Raw genomic sequence first — 20,731 nt, 5'->3', positions numbered from 1 at the left:
GCGAGATGCGGGCGGCCGCGACGGCGCGCAGCGCCTGCGCCCGCCGCAGCCGTGCGGCGCCCACGAGCCAGACCAGTGCGGCGGCGAACACCGCGACGCCGACGAGCCATTCCCGCGGAGCGGGCAGCGTCACCCCGAGCACCGTGGCCGACGCGCTCGGGGAGCCGAGGCCGAACGCGATGCCGAAGACGCTCATCGCGCTCACCACGACCACGGCCAGCGCCGCACGACGGCCGCGGGCGAGCACGAGCATCGTCGCGGCCCACGCGCCGAAGAGCATCACGACGAGCAGCGGGATCAGCACCGCCTGGTACTCGCCCAGCGGCGGATTCAGGGTCAGCATCTGCTTCCAGCCCAGCACGACGCCCAGCACGGCGTCACGGAGTCCGCCGAGGAAGGCGGGCACAGAGCGCAGTGCGGACGGGATCGCGAGCGGCACCGCGACGATGACGTACGCCCCCGCCGCGGCGAGCGCGGCGAGTACCGCGCCCCACTCCAGCGCGCGGGCGAGGACGGCGATGCCCATGCCGAGAAGACCGCCGACGACGGCGACGATCAGGGCGCGCGGCGCCGCGTACACGGGCCATGCCGCGGCCGTCGCGAGGCCGATCCCGACCATGACGTAGCCGAGCGACCACACCGTCAGCGCCGAGACGGCGACACCGCGCGGACGGCGCACGGGAACGGCGCCGCTCATCGGAGGGCTCCCCGTGCGAGCATCTGCGGCAGGTCGCCGAGAGCGCCGAGCGTCATGACCGCGAGCTCCCGGGCGGTGCGCAGCGTCGGCTCGGCGCCGAGCTCGCTGCGCACGGCGACCGCCTCGACCGCCACCGGCAGCTTCACGGCAGCCAGGCGCAGGCGCTCCAGCGGCATCCGCGATCCGGTGAGGAGGAAGCCGATCGACAGATCGGGATAGGTCTGCGCGGTCAGCGCCGTCACCGCCTCCAGGCGCATCGCGCCGTCGGCGGCGTCGATCGTCGAGGTCGCATCGAGCAGGGTCTTCGGGGTGAGCGTGGGGAGGGCGCGAATCGCGTGCGCCTCGCCGTGGGCGTGCTCGGCGCGCTCGGCGCTGACGGCGAAGAGCACGTCACGGCCGTCGCGCACGCCCTGCAGCGCCAGGGATGCCGCCGCACTGACGGTGTTCTCGAACTCGTCGTCGGTCTCGTACGACTCGGGGTCGAGATCGAGCACGACGGCGATGCGCGCGTGCCGGGACTCCTCGTACTGGCGCACCATCAGCCGACCCGTCTTCGCGGTCGACTTCCAGTGCACGTGCCGCTGCGAGTCGCCCACCACGTACTCGCGCACGGCGTGGAACGACAGATCGGCGTCGACGAGGGCGGTGCTGGGGGTGCCCTCGAGATCGCGGATGAGGCCAGCGCTCGTCGAGGGCAGGCGCACGGTGACCGGATGCACGTGGATGCGCTGCACCTCGGGCCAGCTGAGCTCGCGATGGAGGATGCCGATGGGGTCGCCGCGCGAGATCGTCATCGGGCCGACGTCGATGACGCCTCGACGGTGGGCGGCGATGGTGAGCTGCTCGCGGTGGTGGGCACCGGGGCGCAGCAGCGGCACGTGGGCCTCGACGAGGCCCTCGCCGACCGGGACGTCGACGACGCCGGGCAGCGACAGCCGCGCACCGTTGTTGCGCACGTCGAGGGTCGCGCCGATCTCGGCGCCGGCGACCACGCGGTCGCGGTCGAGGGCGAGCTCGACCCGGTAGTCGTGGGCGCCGAGGATGAACGGGATGCAGACGAGCAGCAGCACGAGTGCGATCGTCGCCACCGCCCACGCCTCCACCCACCCGAACGCGATCCCCGCGGCGACGCCCAGCACGAGGGCGACGACGACGAGCAGCCCCGCCGCGGTGACCGTCTCCCGCAGCCAGCCGGCCGCACGGCGCAGGCCCCGCGCGGTCTCGCGCAGCACCCGCCGCACGCCAGGCAGCGCACCGCGGACGGGTCCGTGGTGCGTCGTTCCGTACCGCGTCACCGTCGACGTGCGCGTTGACGTGCTCGTGCGGGCGGTGGTGCGGGTCAGGCGGGATTCGGAACTCGTGCTCACGCAGTGCCGTTCTCACGGGGCGGATCGATGTCGAGCAGGATCTGTCCGACGACGGCGACGGCGGTGACCCCGTCGAACTCGGCCTCGGGCTCGAGCACCAGGCGGTGCGCGAGAGCGACGACGGCGAGCTCGCGCACGTCGTCGGGAGTCGCGAAGGTGCGCCCGTTCTTGGCCGCCCACGTCATCACCAGCCGCGACAGGGCGAGGGCCCCGCGCACGCTCGCGCCCAGGCGCACCTCCGAGGCGCGGCGCGTCGCGTCGACGATGCGCATGATGTAGTCCGAGATGAGCGGGTTCACATAGACCCCGCGCGACATCTCGGCCATCGTGAGGATCGTGTCGGTGCCGACGATGCCGTCGAGCACGTGCTTCGGCTGCGCCGCGCCCTGCAGGATGCGCATGGTCGCCGCCTCGTCGGGGTAGCCGATCGAGGTCTTGATCATGAACCGGTCGAGCTGGGCCTCGGGAAGGCGGTAGGTGCCGCCCTGCTCGATGGGGTTCTGCGTCGCCATGACGAGGAACGGGGAGCCGACAGAACGAGTGACGCCGTCGACGGTGACCGTGCCCTCCTCCATGACCTCCAGCAGCGCCGACTGCGTCTTCGGGCTCGCCCGGTTGATCTCGTCGGCGAGCACGATGTTCGCGAAGACGGGGCCGGCGTGGAACTCGAAGACGCCCTCTTTCTGGTCGTACACCGTGATGCCGGTGACGTCTCCCGGAAGCAGGTCGGGGGTGAACTGGATGCGCGAGCTCGTGCCCGTCACCGTCTGCGCGATCGACCGGGCCAGCGCCGTCTTGCCGGTGCCGGGGTAGTCCTCGAGAAGCACGTGGCCACCGCTGATCGCGGCGGCCAGCACGAGCTCGATGACGTGCCTCTTGCCGAGGATCGCCTGCTCGACGTTGCCGGTGAGGATCGAGAAGGTCTCGGAGAACCAGGTGGCCTGTTCTGGCGCGATGGTCACAGGAGCTGCAGGAGCGGACATGGGTCAACCGTCTTCGTCTCGGGCGTGCGCGGGGTGCGGCACGCGTCGGTGGTCGGTGCAGGGGTCATGGGGCCGGATCATCCTTCCGGCGACGTCGTCGTCGACTCGTCGCTCGGCTCGTCGGTCGGCTCCGGGTCAGGCTCTTCCGGCGGGTTGCACCAGGCCGTGATGCGATGCGTGATCGGCGTCAACGGCGCGTACGCGCCGGTCCAGGTGACGGTGACGTCGAACTGGCCCGGGTCCGTCGTCAGCGGGCTGACGTCGAGCTCGTACGAGCCGCGCGCCGCCGCGGAGACGGAGACGACGTCGCTCTCGCGATCGGGCAGGCACTGGCCGAACTGCACGTTCACGACGGTGGGCACCGTGTTCGCGCTGATCGCGACCTCGTTCGAGCAGTAGATCCTCAGCGTCTCGTGGCACGAGCGCGCCACCACCTCTCCTGGCGCCGCATCCGCGCTCAGCGCGAAGTCGGTGCGCCACGAGCCGTAGAGACGGTACTCGGTGACGAAGTGGGCCTCGGTGCTGATGTCGGGCGCGGCGGCGAGCCGGTACTCGTAGCGGGTGTCGCCGACCTTCTTCGGGGCGGTGTCGACCGTGTAGCTCGTCTCGCCGCCCGGTCCGTCGACCGCGGTGAAGGTGAACACCTGCACGGTCGGCGACTCGGCGATGCCGTAGCCGTTCGTCGCGCAGGCCTTGACGCTGTACATCTGGTACTCGTCGAGGCCGCTGATCGTCGGCGAGTCCGACCTCACGACGCCAGCGCCCGAGATCGTCAGCCCGCCATCGCGGTCGACGGCGCAGGTGGCCGTCCCCGAGCGCCAGGCGAGGTAGGTGACCGTCGCGCTCTTCGCCCCGTTCGGCTGCGCGCGGGTGGGGCTGGAGACGGCGATCGACGTGTTCGAGGCCGCAGCGGCCTGCGTGCCCTCCTCGAAGTAGACGGTGCCGGCGACGGTGACCGAGGTGCGGGCAGCTCCTCCCTCGTTGCCGCCGTCGCCCATGGGCGGCTGGAACTGGCTGATGGGCACGATCGTCAGCGTCTGCGCCCCCGGAGACAGCACGAGGTCGGCGGTCGTCGTCGCACCGGTGCGCTCGATCACCTCGCCGGTCTCCTCGACGCGGAAGGCACGCGCGTCATCATCGGCGGTGATCGACAGGGTCGCCACGCCGCGGCTGCGATCGGTCACGCCCGCGCGGTACACCGGTGTCGCGCTCGCCTGGGACACGGACGGCGCCGCATACGCCCAGCTGGTCACCGGGGAGGTCTCCGCCGACGTGCCGACGCTGTTGACCGCCGCCGCGGTGAACACGTGCGGCTCTCCGTTGACGAGCCCGCCGACCGTGCATCGGTACACCGTGCCCGCGGCGCTGCAATCGGCGTCGACCGGCACACCGTCCTGCGAGATGGTCAGCCCCGACACCCCGGGGTGGGCGCGCGCCGCCTCGCCGAGGGGCACTTCGAGCACGACCGTCGAGCGGGTGAAGCCCACGGTGGAGATGCTGGCCGGCGGCTGCGGGAAGCCCTGCAGATCGATGGTGAGCGTGCCGGTCCCGGTGCGCCCCTGCGCGTCGGAGACGACGAACGGGATCACGCACTGGCCGCCCGGCGCCTGCCCGCCGCCCGGCCAGGTGGCGGTGATCGCGGTGCTCCCGGCGACGGACACCGCGGCGACATCGCAGCGCGCTCCCCCGCCCAGCGACTCGAGCCGCAGGCCGGCGCCGGCCTTGCCCGCGAAGGGGTCGTATTCGCTGGAGACGCCGACGACCTCGATCGTGCAGTCCGGATCGGTGACGACGCACTGCCGCGTGAGGGTCGCTCCGCGCGGCGCGTCGGGTGGCGCTGCGCCGACGACGAGGCGGATGGATGCCGATGGCTGGCCGTACTGCTCGGCGGAGACGCTGATGTTCTCGGTGTTGCCAGGGCGCGCGTCCGCACGCGCCTCGATCGTCACCGTGCCGTTGTCGTCCTGGGTGACGATGAACGCCGAGCCCGAGTACACGACGCGGAAGCGGATCGAGCCGACGTCGCCCTCGCGCCCGCCCTCCCAGGCGGCCATGCTCGTGTACAGGTCGATCGTCTCCGTGGCGCCGGGTGCGACGGTGTGCGCGATCGACGACAGCAGCAGCTGCGGCTCGGCAGGGCGGATGCTGATCGGCACGTCGATGTTCGACCACCGCTGCTGCCCCGGCAGCCGCACCGCGACCAGGCAGGTGTCCGACCACGGGGCCTCGCGGCCCGCGCGATAGGTCACGGCTTCCGCGTCGGAGGTGCAGGCGGCCGCGGCGCGCTGGGTGGGGAACTCCCCGGAGGCGATCTCGACGGCATCCGCTGCTGGCAGGTCGACGTACTCGCGCACGTCGAAAGACACCGCCTCGTCCTCGTCGACGATGACCGGGGTCGCCCCCGGCACGAGCTGCACCTGCATGTCGTCGAAGGCGGGGATGTGCAAGAACCCGTAGCCGACCACGTCGCGCCCGCCGGAGGCGGTGCCGGTGAGCTGGAACGGCACGAGCGCGCCCTCCACCGGCGCCTCGCCGACGATGCGGTCGCCCACGACCGAGAAGCCGGGCTGGTCGCCCCACAGGCTGAGCGTCAGCGAGCCCACATCGCCGGAGGGCCAGAGCACCCGGTCGGTGACGACGTCGATGCCGCGTTCTGCGATCTCGTCGCGGTCGCGCGCGGTGAGCACGGTGTCGGCGACCGTCGGCTGGTCGGTGACGGCGCCTTCGGTGACGGTGACGACGATGAGCCCCTGCGACGTGCTCGAGGTGCGGGTCGACTTCACCGTGTAGAAGTAGGAGTTCGTGCCCGCGATGTCACCGGCGCGCAGCACGACCCGGCCGTCCTCGAGCGAGGTGTCGGAGTCGATGAGCGCGTTCAGCCGGTCGTAGAGAGGATTTCCCTTCACCGGCGGGGCGTTCGGGACGAGCTCGGTGATCTCGAGCTCGCTCTGCCCCGGGTCGAGGTCGTTCGCCCGCGGATCGAGCACGACGGGGATCGACGAACCCGCCTCGACGCGCACGTAGTCGCTGAAGGTCACGGGGGCGACGTCGTCGAGATCCGCGTCGAGCACGCCGATGCGCACCACCGCGGTGCCCTCCTCGCCCTGCGGATCGCGCACCGTGTAGCGGAAGCTCGTCTGGCCCCCCTCGACGCCGTCGGCGGGCGCCCGGTAGACGACGGCGGTGCCGCCGGCCGAGATCGTCACGGTGCCCTGACCCTGGCGCGGCTGCTCGACGCCGGTGAGCACGACGCCGTCGCCGTCGGCATCCACCCCCGTCGTCGGCACCGGCACCGACACGGTCTGCCCGCTGAGCACACGGCCGCTGAGGTCGGTCGGCGCGGGGGCGCGGTTCGTGCCGGCCGGCAGCACCGTGACCGTGACCGCTCCGTTGTCGGACAGCGCCGGATTGCGCTCGAGCGAGACCGCATAAGTCAACCGGTACGTGCCGGGCGTGCTCGGGGCGAGGTAGCGCAGCGCATTGCCGTCGGCGAAGACGAGCTCGCCCGCCTCGCCGGATCCGGTGACCTCGGGAAGGACCACGAGCGGCTCTCCCCGCGGGGCGACGTCGTTGGCGGCGACGTCGATGCGGGTGAGCGATCCCGCGCGCACGGTGACCGCGTCGGCGAACACGATGGGGCGCGTGACCGTCGACGGCGGCGCGAGGAACACCGTCACCGTGCCCTGGACCGCGGCCCCAGAGCCGTCGACGACGGTGACGGATGCCGTGCCGATGACGCCGGGGGCGCCGCTCTCGGTGGTGCCGTTCACGCGGACGCTCTCGCTGGCGACCACGCGCACGTTCAGCTGCGGGGTGGAGCTCACCGCCTCCGAGATCATGAGCACGCGGCCGCTCGTGTTCTGCACGGCGCCGAGGACGTCGACGGTGGTGTCCTCGCCCTCGCGCACGAACGCGGTGAGCGGCGCCATCGCCAGTGCCGCCGATCCGTCGACCGCGGTGATGCGGATGACCGCCGACTGCTCGGCCTGGGTCGCGACATCCTGCGCGGTGTAGGTGACGACGTACTGCCCCGGTTCCGCCGCGGTGAGCTCCACCGTCCCCGCGGCGGCGTTCGGGGTGACCTCGAGCCCCTCCGCGGTCGCCGCGGTCTGCACGGCGTCGACGAGGCGGTACGAGCCGGATCCGCCCGAGAGGTGCTCGGCGATGCGGATCGACTGCAGCTCTCCCGCACGGGCGGTGAGGGCGAGGGGTGCGGCGAGCAACGAGGGGCTGCCGGTGACCTGCACATCGAGCGTCTTCTCGGCGGTGGCCCCGTGCACGTCCTCGACGACGACGGTCACCGAGATCACCGCGTCAGCCGCATTCGGGTCGGTGTGCCGGATCGCCACGCGGCCGTCGGCCATCGGCACGACCATGACGGGCGATTCGGAGTCCGTCTCGTAGGCGTCGCTGAGCACGAACGGGTCGCCCTCGGGGTCGACCCAGCCCGACAGGGCCGAGACGATCGTGCTGCCGCCGGGGAGCAGCTGCGGGGTCGGCCACTCCTGCTGGCACGCCTGCACGCCGCACCAGACCGGGGCCGAGTTGCTGCCGGGGTCGACGACGGTGAGGGTGACGGTCGCGGGCGGCGATGTCGCCGAGCCGTCGGTGACCGCGTAGCTGAAGCTCGCCTGCCCGGAGCCCGCCTTGACCCGCACCGCGAGCCCCTGCCCGTCGGCGACGAGGGCGAGGTCGCCGAAGTCGCCGAGCCCCCCGGCGACCGACGAGGGCTCGATGGTGAGCACGTCCTTCTTGTTCGGGTCGTGGTCGTTCAGCAGCACCGGCAGCGATACGAGCTCTCCGGCGCGCACGCCGAACGCGTCATCGACGGCGACCGGCGGCATGGGCTCGGCCACGTCCTCGACGAGCACCGTGCCCTCCTCCTGCTCGGTCTCGTCCTCGATCGCCCACTGCTCGAGGGGGATCAGCACGCCCTCCGGCGCGGTCCAGAGCAGTCCGGTGCCCACCTCGCTGAGGACGGCGCGGTCGCCGTTGGCCTGGAAGACCGGATCGATGGATGCCGATTCGAGCGCGTCATCGGGCACCTGCAGCGGCACGGTCTCGCCGTCGCTCCAGAGCACGCCGGCCGTCGTGTCGAGCCAGGCCGCATAGGTCGATGCCCCCACCACGACGGGGGTCGCCGGCACGCCCGACTCCTCGGCGGTGCGCTCGGCGTCGCCGGAGGCGAGATCGACCGAGACGAGCCCGTCGGAGTCGGCGATCATCACCGCGGTCCCGGCGGACGCCCCGGCCTGCAGCTTCGCGTCCTCGAGCACGTCGATCTCGATCGGGTCGTCGCGCCCCGAGAGCCAGAGCGCGCCGGACCCGGCCTGCAGCAGCGCCCATCGTTCGCCCACCACCGTCATCGCGAGGTCGTCGCCCCCGTCGGGCGCCTCGGCGACCGACGCACCGTCGCCGAGGAAGCGGTGCGTGTCGATGTCGAACAGGCGCACCGCCTGCTCCTGGGCCGAGTACAGGGCGAGCAGGCCGTCGGGCGAGAGGCCGATGGCGTCGGCGGTGTAGGTCGGCGCCTCTTCCCCCTCCTCGACCTCCACCTCGGCGAACGGGTCGACGAGAGCCGTGGCGGAGCCGCGGTCGACCGTCGAGACCGCGACCTGGCCGGTGTCGGTGCGGTAGGCGACGTAGGGTCCGGCCGAGATGATCTCGCGGGTGCCCGCAGGCGTCGGCTCGGAGACGATCGCCGCTCCCTCCTCGGCGTCGTCGGAGACGAGGTCGGCGGGGTTCGCGGGGTCCACGTCCCAGCGCTGGCGATTGCCCTGCGCATAGAGCACCGCGGCGGAGCCGTTCTGCCAGATCGCTTCGGGGTCGTCGACACGGCGCACGGTGTCGATCTCGGCAAGCTCGGTGTTCACCCGCGCGTACTGGCCGGAGTCGCGCATCACCCAGACCGCCGACTCGAGGCGCGGCACCTCCTGCGACTGGTAGCCCTGCGCCGTCACGGCGAGGGCGACGACCGTGACGAGAGCGGCCGCCCCCGCGACGGCGGCGATCAGGCGCCGCCGCGGCCGCGGCGCCTCCTGAACCCGGCGCCGGTCGCCGATCGTCATCAGAGCACTCCGGTCGCGAACAGCACGGCGATGACGCCGCCGATCACCGCGGCGCCGATCACCGCGCCGACGACGCCGGCGATGAGAGGCGAGCGCGGCTTCGCGCCCGCTTCCACTGGCAGATCGTCGCGCTCACGGGGCGCGGCGGCGGCACGCGCGGCACGCGCCGCGCGGCGCCCCTCGGGGGCGACGGTGGTGATCACCGGACCCCGCGGCGCCTCGTCGGAGAAGCTCACCGGCGCGGCCGCCGCCCACTCGGAGGATGCCGCCTCGAAGGCGGTGGGTTGCATGCCCAGCTCGTACTGCGCCCAGCGCAGGCGTTCGGCGAACTCCGCCATGCTCGCGAAACGCCGGGACGGGTCGCGCTGCATGGCCGTCGCGAAGATCTCGTCGACGATCGCCGGGGTGCCGGCGATCGGCACCGCCGTGTAGCGCGCCTTGACGATGCGCGCGGTGAGCTGCTCCCGGGAGTTGGCGCCGCGGTCGGAGCGTTCGAAGGGACTGCGTCCGGCGAGCAGCGTGTAGAGGGTCGCGCCCAGGCTCCACACCTCGCTCGCCACCGATCCGGTCACCCGCTGCTGCAGCACCTCCGGGGCGCTCCACGGCACCGACATCGCGATCGTCTCGCCGTCGTCCTCGTCGACGGCGGCGGCCGCGATGCCGAAGTCGGCCAGTACCGGGGCGCCGAGCGCGTTGATGAGCACGTTCGACGGCTTGATGTCGCGGTGCAGCAGGCCTGCCCGGTGCACGGTCTCGAGGGCGCCGGCGATGCGAACGCCGACGTCGAGCACCTCGGCGAGCGGCAGCGGGGCCTTCTTGCAGCGGGAGCTCATCGTGTCGGGGCAGTACTCCATCGCGAAGTACGGTCGGCCGTCGGCGGAGATCGACGCCTGGTGGATGGTGACGATCGCGGGGTGCGCGCTGAGACGAGCGGAGATGTCGGCCTCGATGTTGAAGGTGCGCAGCACCTCGCGGTTCACGGCGTCGGCGAGCAGCACCTTGACGGCCACGACGCGACGGGGCATGTCCTGCTCGTAGAGGAACACGTCGGCGAAGCCGCCCGATCCGAGGGGACGCACATAGCTGTAACCGGCCAGGGTCGGCGGGTTGGATGCCATGCGCGTAGCCACTCATGCTCCTCACGGTGTGCGGGGAGACCGTGGCTGGCGTGAACCCCTCGCACTGCGCGAAAAGGGCGGATCCCCCCGGCCGACGATTATAGCGAGCGGCCCTGAGGCCTCCGGCGGCGCTGGTTCATGCGCGCCAGCATCCGTCGATGTGATCGTCGACCAGGCCCGCCGACTGCATGAGCGCATACATCGTCGTCGGGCCGACGAAGCGGAATCCGCGGCGGCGCAGCTCCTTGCTCATCGCGGTGGACTCCGCCGTCGCCGCAGGCACGTCGGCGAAGGATGCCGGACGGATGCCGGCGGTGGGCGCGAACGACCACATCAGCTCATCGAGCTCGCCGTCGGCCATCTCCGCGACCAGGCGCGCGTTGCCGATCGTGGCCTCGATCTTGGCGCGGTTGCGGATGATCCCGGCATCCGCCATCAGCCGTTCGATGTCGTCGGGGCCGAACGCCGCGACGATCTCGGGGTCGAAGCCTGCGAACACCTCGCGGAAGCGCGGGCGCTTGCGCAGGATCGTGATCCAGCTGAGCCCGGCCTGGAACCCCTCGAGCGCCATCTTCTCGAAGAGCACGCGGTCGCCGTGCAGAGGGGTGCCCCACTCCTCGTCGTGGTAGCGGCGGTACTCGGCATCGCCTCCGACCCAGGCGCACCGGGCGCGCCCGTCGAGCCCGACGATCAGGGAGGTCATCCCCCCATTCTCCCCCGCCCGGTCGCCCCGCGAGGGACGGTCGTGGTCGTTTTGTCGGGTGCGGATGCCGGTGTCGCGGCGTGTCGGGTCGGATCGGCCCGACATTTCGCAATCGGCCCGACAAACTGCCCGCCGCACGCCGGCATCCGTTCGTCGGGCGCCGCTCGTCGGGCACCCCGCGACCGGGCCGGTCAGCGCTTCTTGAGCTTCTTCTCCGGGATCGGGGCGGTGCCGGATGCCTCCAGCTCGGCGTAGTACGCGCGCGCCTCGTCCTGGCGGACCTTCTCGGCCCCGCTGGCGATCGGCGCGCGCAGGTGCTCTGGTTCGTAGCCGAACGCGTCGACGAGGTCGAGCGCATACGGACGCAGCCGCGCGCACAGCCGGTCGATGTAGCTCGACACGGCGGCGGCGCGCTGGGTCGACAGGCGTCCGTTGATGAGGTGCCAGGCGAGGTGCTTCTCGATGAGCTGCAGACCGAACAGGTCGCGCAGCCAGGTGAGCACCTTCTTGGTCCCGGCGTGGTCGATCCTGTTCACGGCGTCGGTGAAGGCCTCCCACTGCAGCAGCTCGCCGTGCGCACGCGCCGCCTCGATGAGCTCGGCCTGGTTCTCGTTGAAGAGCTTCTCGCCGAGGCCCTTGTCCTTCCCCGCCGCGCGCAGGCGGCCAGCGATATCGGCGACCATCTGTTGCACGCGGTCTGCGAGCAGCTCGTGCTGCTGCTCCTCTCGGAGTCCGTTCTCGACCGAGCGGGCGGTCGACCCCAGGTCGGCGACGGTCTGCCCGAGCTGGCGGAGCCCTGCACCGTGGAACACCTTGCCCGCGGTCTGCGAGGCCACGAGCTTGGCCAGCGCCGCGGCGTCCTTGTCCTTGAACTGCTTCGCGTAGTCGGTGAGGAGGCGCTTTCCGACCAGCTGCAGCAGCACGTTGTTGTCGCCCTCGAAGGTGACGTAGATGTCGAGGTCGGCACGGAGCCCCACCAGCCGGTTCTCGAACATGAAGCCGGCGCCGCCGCAGGCCTCGCGGGCCTCCTGCAGGGTGTCGAGGGCGTGCCAGGTCGACAGCGGCTTGAGGGCTGCGGCAAGGGTCTCGAGGTCTTCACGGTCGTCGGGGGTGTCGGTGCGGCCCGAGAAGACGCCGTCGAACTTCTGCAGAAACTCGTCGTGGGCGAAGATCTGCGCGTACGTCGTCGCCAGGCGCGGCAGGAGGCGGCGCTGGTGCTTGCCGTAGTCGAGAAGCACGACCTCGTCGCCGGTCGCACCGGCGAACTGGCGCCGCTCGGTGGCGTAGGTGATCGCGATCTTGAGACCGAGAGCGGATGCCCACGACGAGGCGCCGTCGAGCGAGACGCGTCCCTGCACGAGGGTGCCGAGCATGGTGAAGAAGCGACGGCCGGGGCTGTCGATGGCGCTCGAGTATGTACCGTCGGGGGCGACGTCGCCGTAGCGGTTGAGCAGGTTCGTGCGGGGGATCCGCACGTGATCGAACGAGAGCCGGCCGTTGTCGATGCCGTTGAGGCCGCCCTTGAGGCCGTCGTCCTCGCGGCTGATGCCGGGCAGGTCCTCGCCGTCCTCGCCGCGCAGCGGCACGTAGAAGCAGTGCACGCCGTGGTTGACGCCGTTGGTGATGAGCTGCGCGAAGACGGTCGCAGCGATGCCGTGCAGGGCGGCGTTGCCGAGGAACTCCTTCGTCGCCGCACGGAACGGCGTGTGGATGACGAACTCCTCGGTCTCGGGGTCGTAGGTCGCGGTCGTGCCGACGGCGGCGACGTCGGAGCCGTGGCCGATCTCGGTCATCGCGAAGGCGCCGGGGATCGAGAGGTCCATGATGCCGGGCAGCCACTTGTCGTGGTGCTCGGCCGTGCCCAGCTGCAGCACGGCAGACCCGAACAGGCCCCACTGCACGCCCGACTTGATCTGCAGGCTCGGGTCGGCGACGACGAGCTCCTCGAAGCCGGCGATGTTGGCGCCGTTGTTCTCCTCGCCGCCCAGGCGCTTCGGGAACGCGCGCTGCACGGCACGGTTCTCGACGAGCAGGTGCAGCTGGCTGAGCACGCGCTCGCGGTGCTCGTCCTTGCCGAGGTCGTCCTTGCGCCAGAACGCCGAGTCCTTGATCATCTCGCGGGCCTGGCGACGAGTGTCGGCCCAGGTGCCCATCAGCAGGTCGGTGAGCTGCGCGAGATCAAGCTCGGTGTTCTTCACGGCGGGCACGGCGACGTCGACCATGACATTCCTCTCGGAAGCGAAAGCGGGGATGCTTCGATGGTAGGTCTGCGACAACATCCGAACAAAGCGGGTGTGCGATCAATACAAACGGATGCCGGGCCGTCGCCCGGTCCGCTTGTCAGCTCACCACAGTCAGGATGCCGACGGCATCCGCTCCTGCTCCGCCTCCGCACCGGCATCCGGCTCCGCCTCGGCATCCGCATCCGCATCCGCATCCGCATCCGCAGCCGCCGTACCATCGGCGAGTGCGGCCTTCGACGGGATGAGACGCTGGCGCAGGCGCCGGGCGCGGGCGCCGATCCACTCCCAACTCGAGTCGCGGATGAACAGCATGTCGAGCGCGATCATCGCGAGCGAGAACGGCCACAGGCCCAGCAGCACGGCGATGCCGGTGTGCATGAACATGAGCGTCAGCAGCACCGCGATGCGGGTCGGCCGCCACAGCAGCGCGAGCGGGAACAGCGTCTGCGCCCACAGTGCGATGAAGGTCGCCACGAAGATGAGCAACGACGACTGCCACAGCAGCTCGTTGATCATCGGATAGATGATGAACTCGTCGATGCGCAGCGCGTAGAAGAGCGCCGTGCCCTCGGGCCAGGCCTCGCCGGTGAGCTTCCAGATGCCCGAGACGACGTAGACGACGATGATCTGGAATCCGCAGAGGATGAGGGCGGCGTTGTGCGCGGCCGCGGAGATGTGCGGCGGCACGAGGCTGCGCGGGGCCCGGCGGCGGCGCTTCGCCCAGAATGCGTCGACCGAGTAGTGGGCGCTGAGATTCGCGAACACGAGGAAGAGCAGGGTGATGCGGTACAGCGTGTCGCCGCCGTTGAGGACGTACGGGTTGTTCGCCTGCAACGAGACGAGCATGATCAGCATCAGCGGCGTGACGATGCGGGTTCCGAGTCCGATGGTGAACAGCACCGCGAGCAGCAGCAGTGCGAAGAAGCCGAGCTCGAACAGGACGGGGTCGTCCTTGCTGATGAGCACGTCGAAGAGGATGAAGCCGCGACGGCTCGCCTCTGGGTCGACCCAGAACGAGGCGGGGCCCCACAGGATCGACCGCTCGGGGATGCTCGGCACGAGCATGAAGAGCAGCCCGATGCCGAAGAGGATGCGCAGCATCGAGAAGCTGCGCAGGTTGTGCGAGGCATCGGTCAGCCAGGCGAAGAACCGGTCGAATCGTTCACTGAGCGGCATCAGCGGCCTCCTGGAAGAACGTCTGCGCGTGCAGACGCTCGATCACGCCACGGTACGCGGCGACGTCGTCGGCATCGACCCGGACGGTCGACTGCCGCCACCCGAACGTCGTCACGCTGGTGTCGAACTGCTGCACCTCGTCGAAGCGGTGCCAGAAGTCGTTGGGCTTCTCGCGCACGACGCGCCACTGCACGCGCTCGATCTCCTGCCCGAAGCCGGCGGTCGCGTAGAGCGTGGAGTATCGCATGAGCATGTAGTCCATGCGGAGGAAGCGCACGACATCGCTGTCGCCGGCGCCGAGCTCGTCGACGAGGTCCTCGACGGGGATCGCCTGGAATCCGTCGCCGGAGCGCTCGATGAAGGTGTCGCGCACGCGCTCCCGCTGGGCGTCGTCAAGCGCGGAGTACCGGGTGAGGTAGGTGCCGGTGGCGTTCATGCTGCTCTTCTGGATGCGGGAGGGCGCCGGGTTCCCGGTCACGGCGCGGTACTCGATCTCGGTGATCGGCACCCATCCCGACTTCACGAGATCGCCGTTGCCGTCGCGCCACTGCGCGCGGATCTCCAGCGTGCGGTTGACCTTGAGGATGTCCGGGGCGAAGACCCGCCAGTTCTGCCCGAAGTAGGGCAGAGCCGCCGCGCGCACCTCGCTGCGCAGCGGTGTTCCCGCAGGCGAGACGATCAGCACCGTCATGATCATGACGACGAGCACGACGGCCGACGCGACGATCCCCGTCACGCGTCTCGACCTGCTCAGCGGCGGCGGGGACGTCTTGGTCATCTTCTCGAACCTCTCGTGCCATGACGGCAGGATGCGGGGTGCTCGCGCACCCCTCGCTCAACAGCGTAGGTGACCCCGCCCGTCGGGCGAGGCCACCTACGCCTGTCATCGAGCTATCGGATGCCGCTCACGCCGTGGTCTTGCGGCGGTCAACAGCTGCCGCCAGCAGGCCGAGTGCGAGCAGGGCGATACCGATCGGCAGCGCGCCGCCGATGGTGCCTCCTGTGGTGGCCAGGTTCTTCGCAACCACCTGGAAGGTGCCGCTCACCGAACCCGACTCGGCGCCGGTCAGCGTGACGGTGTGCGCGCCGAGGTCGGTCCCCTGCGGGATCGTCCAGACGAACGTCACCTCACCCTTGCTGTCGGCGACCTGCGAGCCGAGGGCCAGCGGGCTGGAGAACATGGTTCCCTTGACCGTCTCGCCCGGCTTGAAGCCGGTGCCGATCGCCGTCTGGACCTGACCGGCGTACAGCGTCGGGACCTTGACGACGATGCCGATCTCGCCGGCGTCGGTGTCTCCGTCGGTCGCGTCGGCGTCGGTCGCGTCCGCATCGGTGGCGTCAGCATCCGTCGCATCCGCGTCGGTCGCGTCAGCATCCGTGGCGTCGGCATCGGTCGCGTCAGCATCCGTCGCGTCAGCGTCGGTCGCGTCTGCATCCGTGGCGTCAGCGTCGGTGGCGTCAGCGTCCGTAGCGTCGGCGTCCGTCGCATCCGCGTCCGTCGCATCTGCGTCGGTGGCGTCAGCGTCCGTCGCGTCGGCGTCCGTCGCGTCAGCGTCGGTGGCGTCGGCGTCCGTCGCGTCAGCATCGGTGGCGTCTGCATCCGTGGCGTCAGCATCGGTGACGTCAGCGTCGGTCGCGTCTGCATCCGTGGTGTCAGCATCGGTCGCGTCAGCATCAGTGGCGTCGGCGTCCGTGGCGTCGGCGTCCGTGGCGTCAGCGTCCGTCGCGTCAGCATCAGTCGCGTCGGCGTCCGTCGCGTCTGCATCGGTCGCGTCGGCGTCCGTGGCGTCAGCGTCGGCATCAGTGGCGTCTGCATCCGTGGCGTCAGCATCGGTCGCGTCAGCGTCCGTGGCGTCAGCATCGGTCGCGTCAGCGTCGGTGGCGTCAGCATCCGTGGCGTCAGCGTCGGTGGCGTCAGCGTCCGTCGCGTCTGCGTCCGTCGCGTCAGCATCGGTCGCGTCGGCGTCGGTCGCGTCAGCGTCGGTCGCATCTGCGTCGGTCGCGTCAGCGTCGGTCGCATCTGCATCGGTGGCGTCAGCGTCCGTGGCGTCAGCGTCGGTCGCGTCAGCGTCCGTGGCGTCAGCGTCCGTCGCGTCAGCATCCGTCGCGTCTGCGTCCGTCGCATCTGCATCCGTCGCGTCTGCATCCGTCGCGTCAGCATCCGTAGCATCTGCGTCCGTCGCGTCAGCGTCCGCATCCTCGACGACGACGCTCACATCGACCGTGTCGGTGCTGCCGCCGGCCTGCGTCGCGGTGATGGTGTGGTCGCCCACGGGCACAGCCGGGAACGTCACCGTCCAGGTGCCGTCGACACCGACCGTTGTCGTCTGCGGGTCCGGGATGCCCGGAATCGTCACGGTGACGGTCGCACCCGGCTCACCGGTACCGGTCACGACGAGTTCCGTCGTGCTTCCGGCATCGGCAACGGGGAACTCCGCCCCGCCTGCAGGAGAGGTGATCGCCACGTCGGAGATGTCCACCGCGTTGGGGCCGGCCTGGGCGTGCGCCAGAACGACGGTTCCGGCTCCCCCCGTGCCGAGCACGTCGCCGACCGTGAGGACGAACGCCTCCTGGCTGTAGATCGGGCCGTTGTCCGGCTGCACGTTACCGCGGAGCGAGACGACGCCGTTCAGCAGGTCGATGGCCGGATCAATCGCCGTGATGATGCCGTTCACCGCAGTCGTCACCGTCGGGACGACCGTGTTCACGACGCCCGTCGGGCCGAACAACACGTTGTTGAGCGGTCCGGTCAGGGCGCCGAGCAGGGAACCGGCGTCGAGTCCGAGCACCGGCACATCGAGGATCTCTGCCGAGATCGTCGCCGATGCCGTGCCATCGAGAACGCTCGAGAGCGGCGCATTGGGCACCGAAGCCTGAACACCGGTCAAGCACGCACCGAGCAGGTCAGCCGTGCAGACATCCACGTCAACGTTCAGCACGGCCGCATTCAGCGTCCTCGTGAGCGTCGAGCGCACGAGTTCCGGCACAGTCTGCAGCACCGAGCCCACCCGATCGATCAGGTTGTTGAGCACCGGCGTGGAAAGGACCTCTTCGTTAACGTCGAGATCATTGAGTCCGTGCCCCACGCCCGGAGTGCTGAGCAGCAGCTCGTTCAAGTCGACCGTGACGATTCCGGTCGAGAGGTTGACCGAAAGAACCCCATCCGCGTCCGAGATCGGCGTGGTGAGCAAGGTCGTCAATGCTGCGTCGACATCGGTGCTGATGCTGATGTCGACGTCGCTGCTACCAAGCAGTCCAGTCACTCCCGTGAGGGTCTGAAGGACGCCGGCAAGAAGCCCGTTCGGCCCCACGAGGGATGCGAGTGCGTTGTCGACGGTGTCTGCCACTCCGTCCGTGCCAGTCAGAACGGTATTCAGCCCAGCGATCGCCGGGAGCGACAGCGTGAGGTCGGCCCCCGCGACGTTGTAATCACGGGTCACCGTACCGGCGCCGTCGATGGCAGCCTCCGCGGAAATGGCGCGGAGCTCGAGGTCGAGATCCGCGACAACGGCAGCGACCTCGTCACCGAGAAGGCCCCCGAGATCAAGGCTCGCGTTGCCCGGATAGGCGCCGCCACCGGTCGTGTCGATCACGCCCGTGTCGCTCACTGCACCGGTCGCTGCGCGAGAAGCACCGCCGTCGGAGGACTGCGAGTACTGGTTCACCGCCCCGAGAGACAGGAAGCTGCCCAGAGGCACAGAGAGTCCGCCGGGAACAGTGATGTTGAGCGCGTTGAGCGCCGTCAGATCGAGCGAACTCGTCTGAGTGTTCGGCGTCGGCGTCGAGCCATCGTGCGTCGTGGCGACGCCGGCGAGCTGCGTGACGTCGTCGAGCTCGACGCCGTTGAGCAGCAACGAACCGCTGAGGAAACGAGAGCTGGAAGCCGACTCGTCCCCCGGTAGTGCGAAGGCGGCATTTGCCCCCATCACGTGTCCGATGACCAGCGCGCCGATGGCGCCGATCGCCAGAGCCCTGCTTGTGCGCAGCGCCCTCCCCTTTGTCTTCATGAAACCCCTCCTTGGTGCCGGACCTCTTGTCCGTCATCAACGAGTCCTCCCCAGATGCCGGCATCTGTACCGACAGGCTTCGCATTGCATTCCAGTATTCCGGTATTGCGTACGGGAAGTCCAGCCGGCTCACAGAACCCGGCTAACGATCAGGTCACGCCGCGGCGATCACCGCGAGCACCGCCTCGCCGTAGGCGTCGCGCTTCTTCGCACCGATGCCGCTGATGCCGTCGAGAGCCGCCAACGAGGCCGGCCGGCGCTGCGCGAGAGCCCTCAGCGTCGCATCACCGAACACGATGTACGCGGGAACCCCCTGCTCACGCGCGGTCTCCGCCCGCCAGGCGCGCAGCGCCTCGAACAGGGGCCGGTCACCGGCATCCAACTCCTCCGCGGCCCTCGAACGGCCGCCCCGTCCGCGGCCGACGGAGCTCGCCCTGCCGATCGTGTCCTTGCGCAGCGGCACGGCGGACTCTCCGCGCAGCACGCCGGCCGCCGGCTCGCCAGGGGCGAGAGTGCCGTACTCGCCCTGCGCGATGAGGATGCCGCGGGCCAGCAGCTGCCGGATGACGCTGCGCCAATCCTGCTCGGAGAGATCCGCCCCGATGCCGTAGGTCGAAAGTCGATCGTGCCCCTGCTGCCGGATGCGCTCGGTCGATGCCCCACGCAGGATGTCGATGAGGTGACCCGCGCCGAAGGCCTGGTTGCGCTCGCGCTTGAGTCGCACGATCGTGGAGAGCAGCTTCTGCGCGGGGATCAGGCCGTCGAAGACCTCCGGCGGCTCGAGGCACGTGTCGCAGTTGCCGCACCGATCGCCCGCGGCCTCGCCGAAGTAGCCCAGCAGGTTCTTGCGGCGGCACTCCACCGTCTCGCACAGCGCCAGCATCGCGTCGAGGTGCTGGCCCATGCGCTGCTTGAACGTGCGGTCGCCAGGGCTCTGATCGATGAGCCGCCGCTGCTGCACGACATCGCTGAGACCGTAGGCCATCCAGGCGATGGACGCTTCGCCGTCGCGCCCCGCGCGCCCCGTCTCCTGGTAGTACCCCTCGACCGACTTCGGCAGGTCGATGTGCGCGACGAAGCGCACGTCGGGCTTGTCGATGCCCATGCCGAAGGCGATCGTGGCGACCATCACGACGCCGTCCTCGCGCAGGAACCGCGACTGATTCGCCGACCGCACCTCGGCGGGAAGACCCGCGTGGTACGGCAGCGCGTCGAACCCCTGGGCGACGAGGTGGTCGGCGGTCTGCTCGACCGACTTGCGACTGAGCGCGTACACGATTCCGGCGCCCTGATCCGTGCCCTGGTCCGTGCCCTGGTCCGGCCTCAGGGTCGAGCGGATGAACTCGACCAGTTGCCCCCGCGCATCGACCTTCGGCACGATGCGGTACTGGATGTTCGGCCGATCGAAGCTCGCGACGAAGTGCTTGGCGCCGTCGAGATGCAGCCGCTCGGTGATCTCCTGATGGGTCGCCCTGGTCGCGGTCGCGGTGAGCGCCATGCGCGGCACCCCGGGGAAGCGGTCGCCGAGGTCGCCGAGCGCGAGATAGTCGGGCCGGAAGTCGTGGCCCCACTGCGACACGCAGTGCGCCTCGTCGATCGCGATGACGCTGAGGGTTCCGCGCTGCAGCAGCGCCGTCGCCTGCGGGCTCGACAGCCGCTCCGGCGCGATGTAGATGAGATCGAGCTCGCCGGCGACGTAGGCGCGCTCGACCTCGCGGCGCTCGTCGATCGACTGCGTCGAGTTGAGGTACGCGGCGTTCACGCCGTTGGCGCGCAGCGCATCGACCTGATCGTGCATGAGCGCGATGAGCGGGCTGATCACGAGCCCCGTGCCCTCGCGCACGAGCGCGGGCACCTGGTAGGTGATGCTCTTGCCGCCGCCGGTCGGCATGAGCACGACGGCATCCCCTCCGCCGATCACGTGGTCGACGATCGCGGCCTGGTCGCCGCGAAAGGAGTCGTAGCCGAAGACCGTGCGCAGCGCATCGGATGCCGACGCGAAGCGGCTGGGCGCCGCGCGTCGTGCGGGTGGAGCGGATGCCGGCACCGACGCGACCGGCCCGGACCCCCAGTCGAGCGGCGGCTCGAACCCCGGGCCTTGCGGTTCCCAGTCCATCGGCTCGGGAGGTTCGGCGGGTTCCCACCCGTCATCCCACGGCTCGTCCGCCTGGCCCCCGTCCGGCCCGGGGACCCATCCGTCGTACGGATCACGGGGAGTCTGCGGCATCCGCCCAGCCTATCCACCCCCTCCGACACCGCCGCGCGCCATCCACAGCCCCCCTGCATCCCCCCCCTTCCGCCGACGCCCCATCTGCGCCGCGATGCCCCACCTGCGCGACGTCTGTAAGGGGGGGCGCCGCCGGGGAAGT

General features: G+C 70.5%; 10 protein-coding genes and 1 pseudogene. All 11 read right to left on the bottom strand.

All coding sequences use genetic code 11. The annotated features are described in order from the left end of the window. Positions 1 to 697: pseudogene (locus QM568_RS02925) on the bottom strand (hypothetical protein); the annotation flags it as partial. Beyond that, complete coding sequence (locus QM568_RS02920; RefSeq protein ID WP_415135642.1) at positions 694 to 2,064, bottom strand: DUF58 domain-containing protein; 1,371 nt, start codon at positions 2,062 to 2,064, stop codon at positions 694 to 696. The pseudogene QM568_RS02925 and the gene QM568_RS02920, both read right to left, overlap by 4 nt. Beyond that, positions 2,061 to 3,026, bottom strand: coding sequence for an AAA family ATPase (locus tag QM568_RS02915; protein ID WP_415135644.1), 966 nt, complete (start codon positions 3,024 to 3,026; stop codon positions 2,061 to 2,063). The genes QM568_RS02920 and QM568_RS02915 overlap by 4 nt, the downstream gene beginning before the upstream one ends. A 98-nt stretch (positions 3,027 to 3,124) precedes the next feature. After that, a complete protein-coding gene (locus QM568_RS02910; RefSeq protein ID WP_415135640.1) occupies positions 3,125 to 9,115 on the bottom strand; it encodes an Ig-like domain-containing protein in 5,991 nt (1,996 codons plus the stop codon). After that, the gene (locus tag QM568_RS02905; protein ID WP_415135638.1) at positions 9,115 to 10,245 is read right to left on the bottom strand and encodes a serine/threonine-protein kinase; all 1,131 of its coding nucleotides are present in this window, start codon (positions 10,243 to 10,245) and stop codon (positions 9,115 to 9,117) included. The genes QM568_RS02910 and QM568_RS02905 overlap by 1 nt, the downstream gene beginning before the upstream one ends. Before the next feature lie 124 nt (positions 10,246 to 10,369). Then, positions 10,370 to 10,936 (bottom strand): DNA-3-methyladenine glycosylase I, encoded by a 567-nt coding sequence (locus QM568_RS02900; RefSeq protein ID WP_415135636.1) that lies wholly within the window; start codon positions 10,934 to 10,936, stop codon positions 10,370 to 10,372. Positions 10,937 to 11,127: 191 nt separating this feature from the next. Beyond that, the gene (locus tag QM568_RS02895) at positions 11,128 to 13,158 is read right to left on the bottom strand and encodes an acyl-CoA dehydrogenase (RefSeq protein WP_415135634.1); all 2,031 of its coding nucleotides are present in this window, start codon (positions 13,156 to 13,158) and stop codon (positions 11,128 to 11,130) included. A 132-nt stretch (positions 13,159 to 13,290) separates the two neighbouring features. Next, positions 13,291 to 14,355 carry an HTTM domain-containing protein gene (locus tag QM568_RS02890; protein ID WP_415135632.1) on the bottom strand — a complete coding sequence of 355 codons (1,065 nt, stop codon included), beginning with the start codon at positions 14,353 to 14,355 and terminating at the stop codon, positions 13,291 to 13,293. Next, positions 14,342 to 15,133 (bottom strand): DUF5819 family protein, encoded by a 792-nt coding sequence (locus QM568_RS02885; RefSeq protein ID WP_415135630.1) that lies wholly within the window; start codon positions 15,131 to 15,133, stop codon positions 14,342 to 14,344. The genes QM568_RS02890 and QM568_RS02885 overlap by 14 nt, the downstream gene beginning before the upstream one ends. Positions 15,134 to 15,260: 127 nt before the next feature. Beyond that, complete coding sequence (locus QM568_RS02880) at positions 15,261 to 18,362, bottom strand: choice-of-anchor G family protein (protein ID WP_415135628.1); 3,102 nt, start codon at positions 18,360 to 18,362, stop codon at positions 15,261 to 15,263. 154 nt (positions 18,363 to 18,516) lie between these two features. Continuing rightward, a complete protein-coding gene (recQ, locus tag QM568_RS02875; protein WP_415135626.1) occupies positions 18,517 to 20,589 on the bottom strand; it encodes a DNA helicase RecQ in 2,073 nt (690 codons plus the stop codon). Between the last annotated feature and the right edge of the window lie 142 nt (positions 20,590 to 20,731).

This window comes from Microbacterium sp. (assembly GCF_047607465.1).
Taxonomy (GTDB): domain Bacteria; phylum Actinomycetota; class Actinomycetes; order Actinomycetales; family Microbacteriaceae; genus Microbacterium.
Note: the sequence above shows the minus strand (reverse complement) of the source record. Positions and strands in the feature narration are given on the sequence as shown.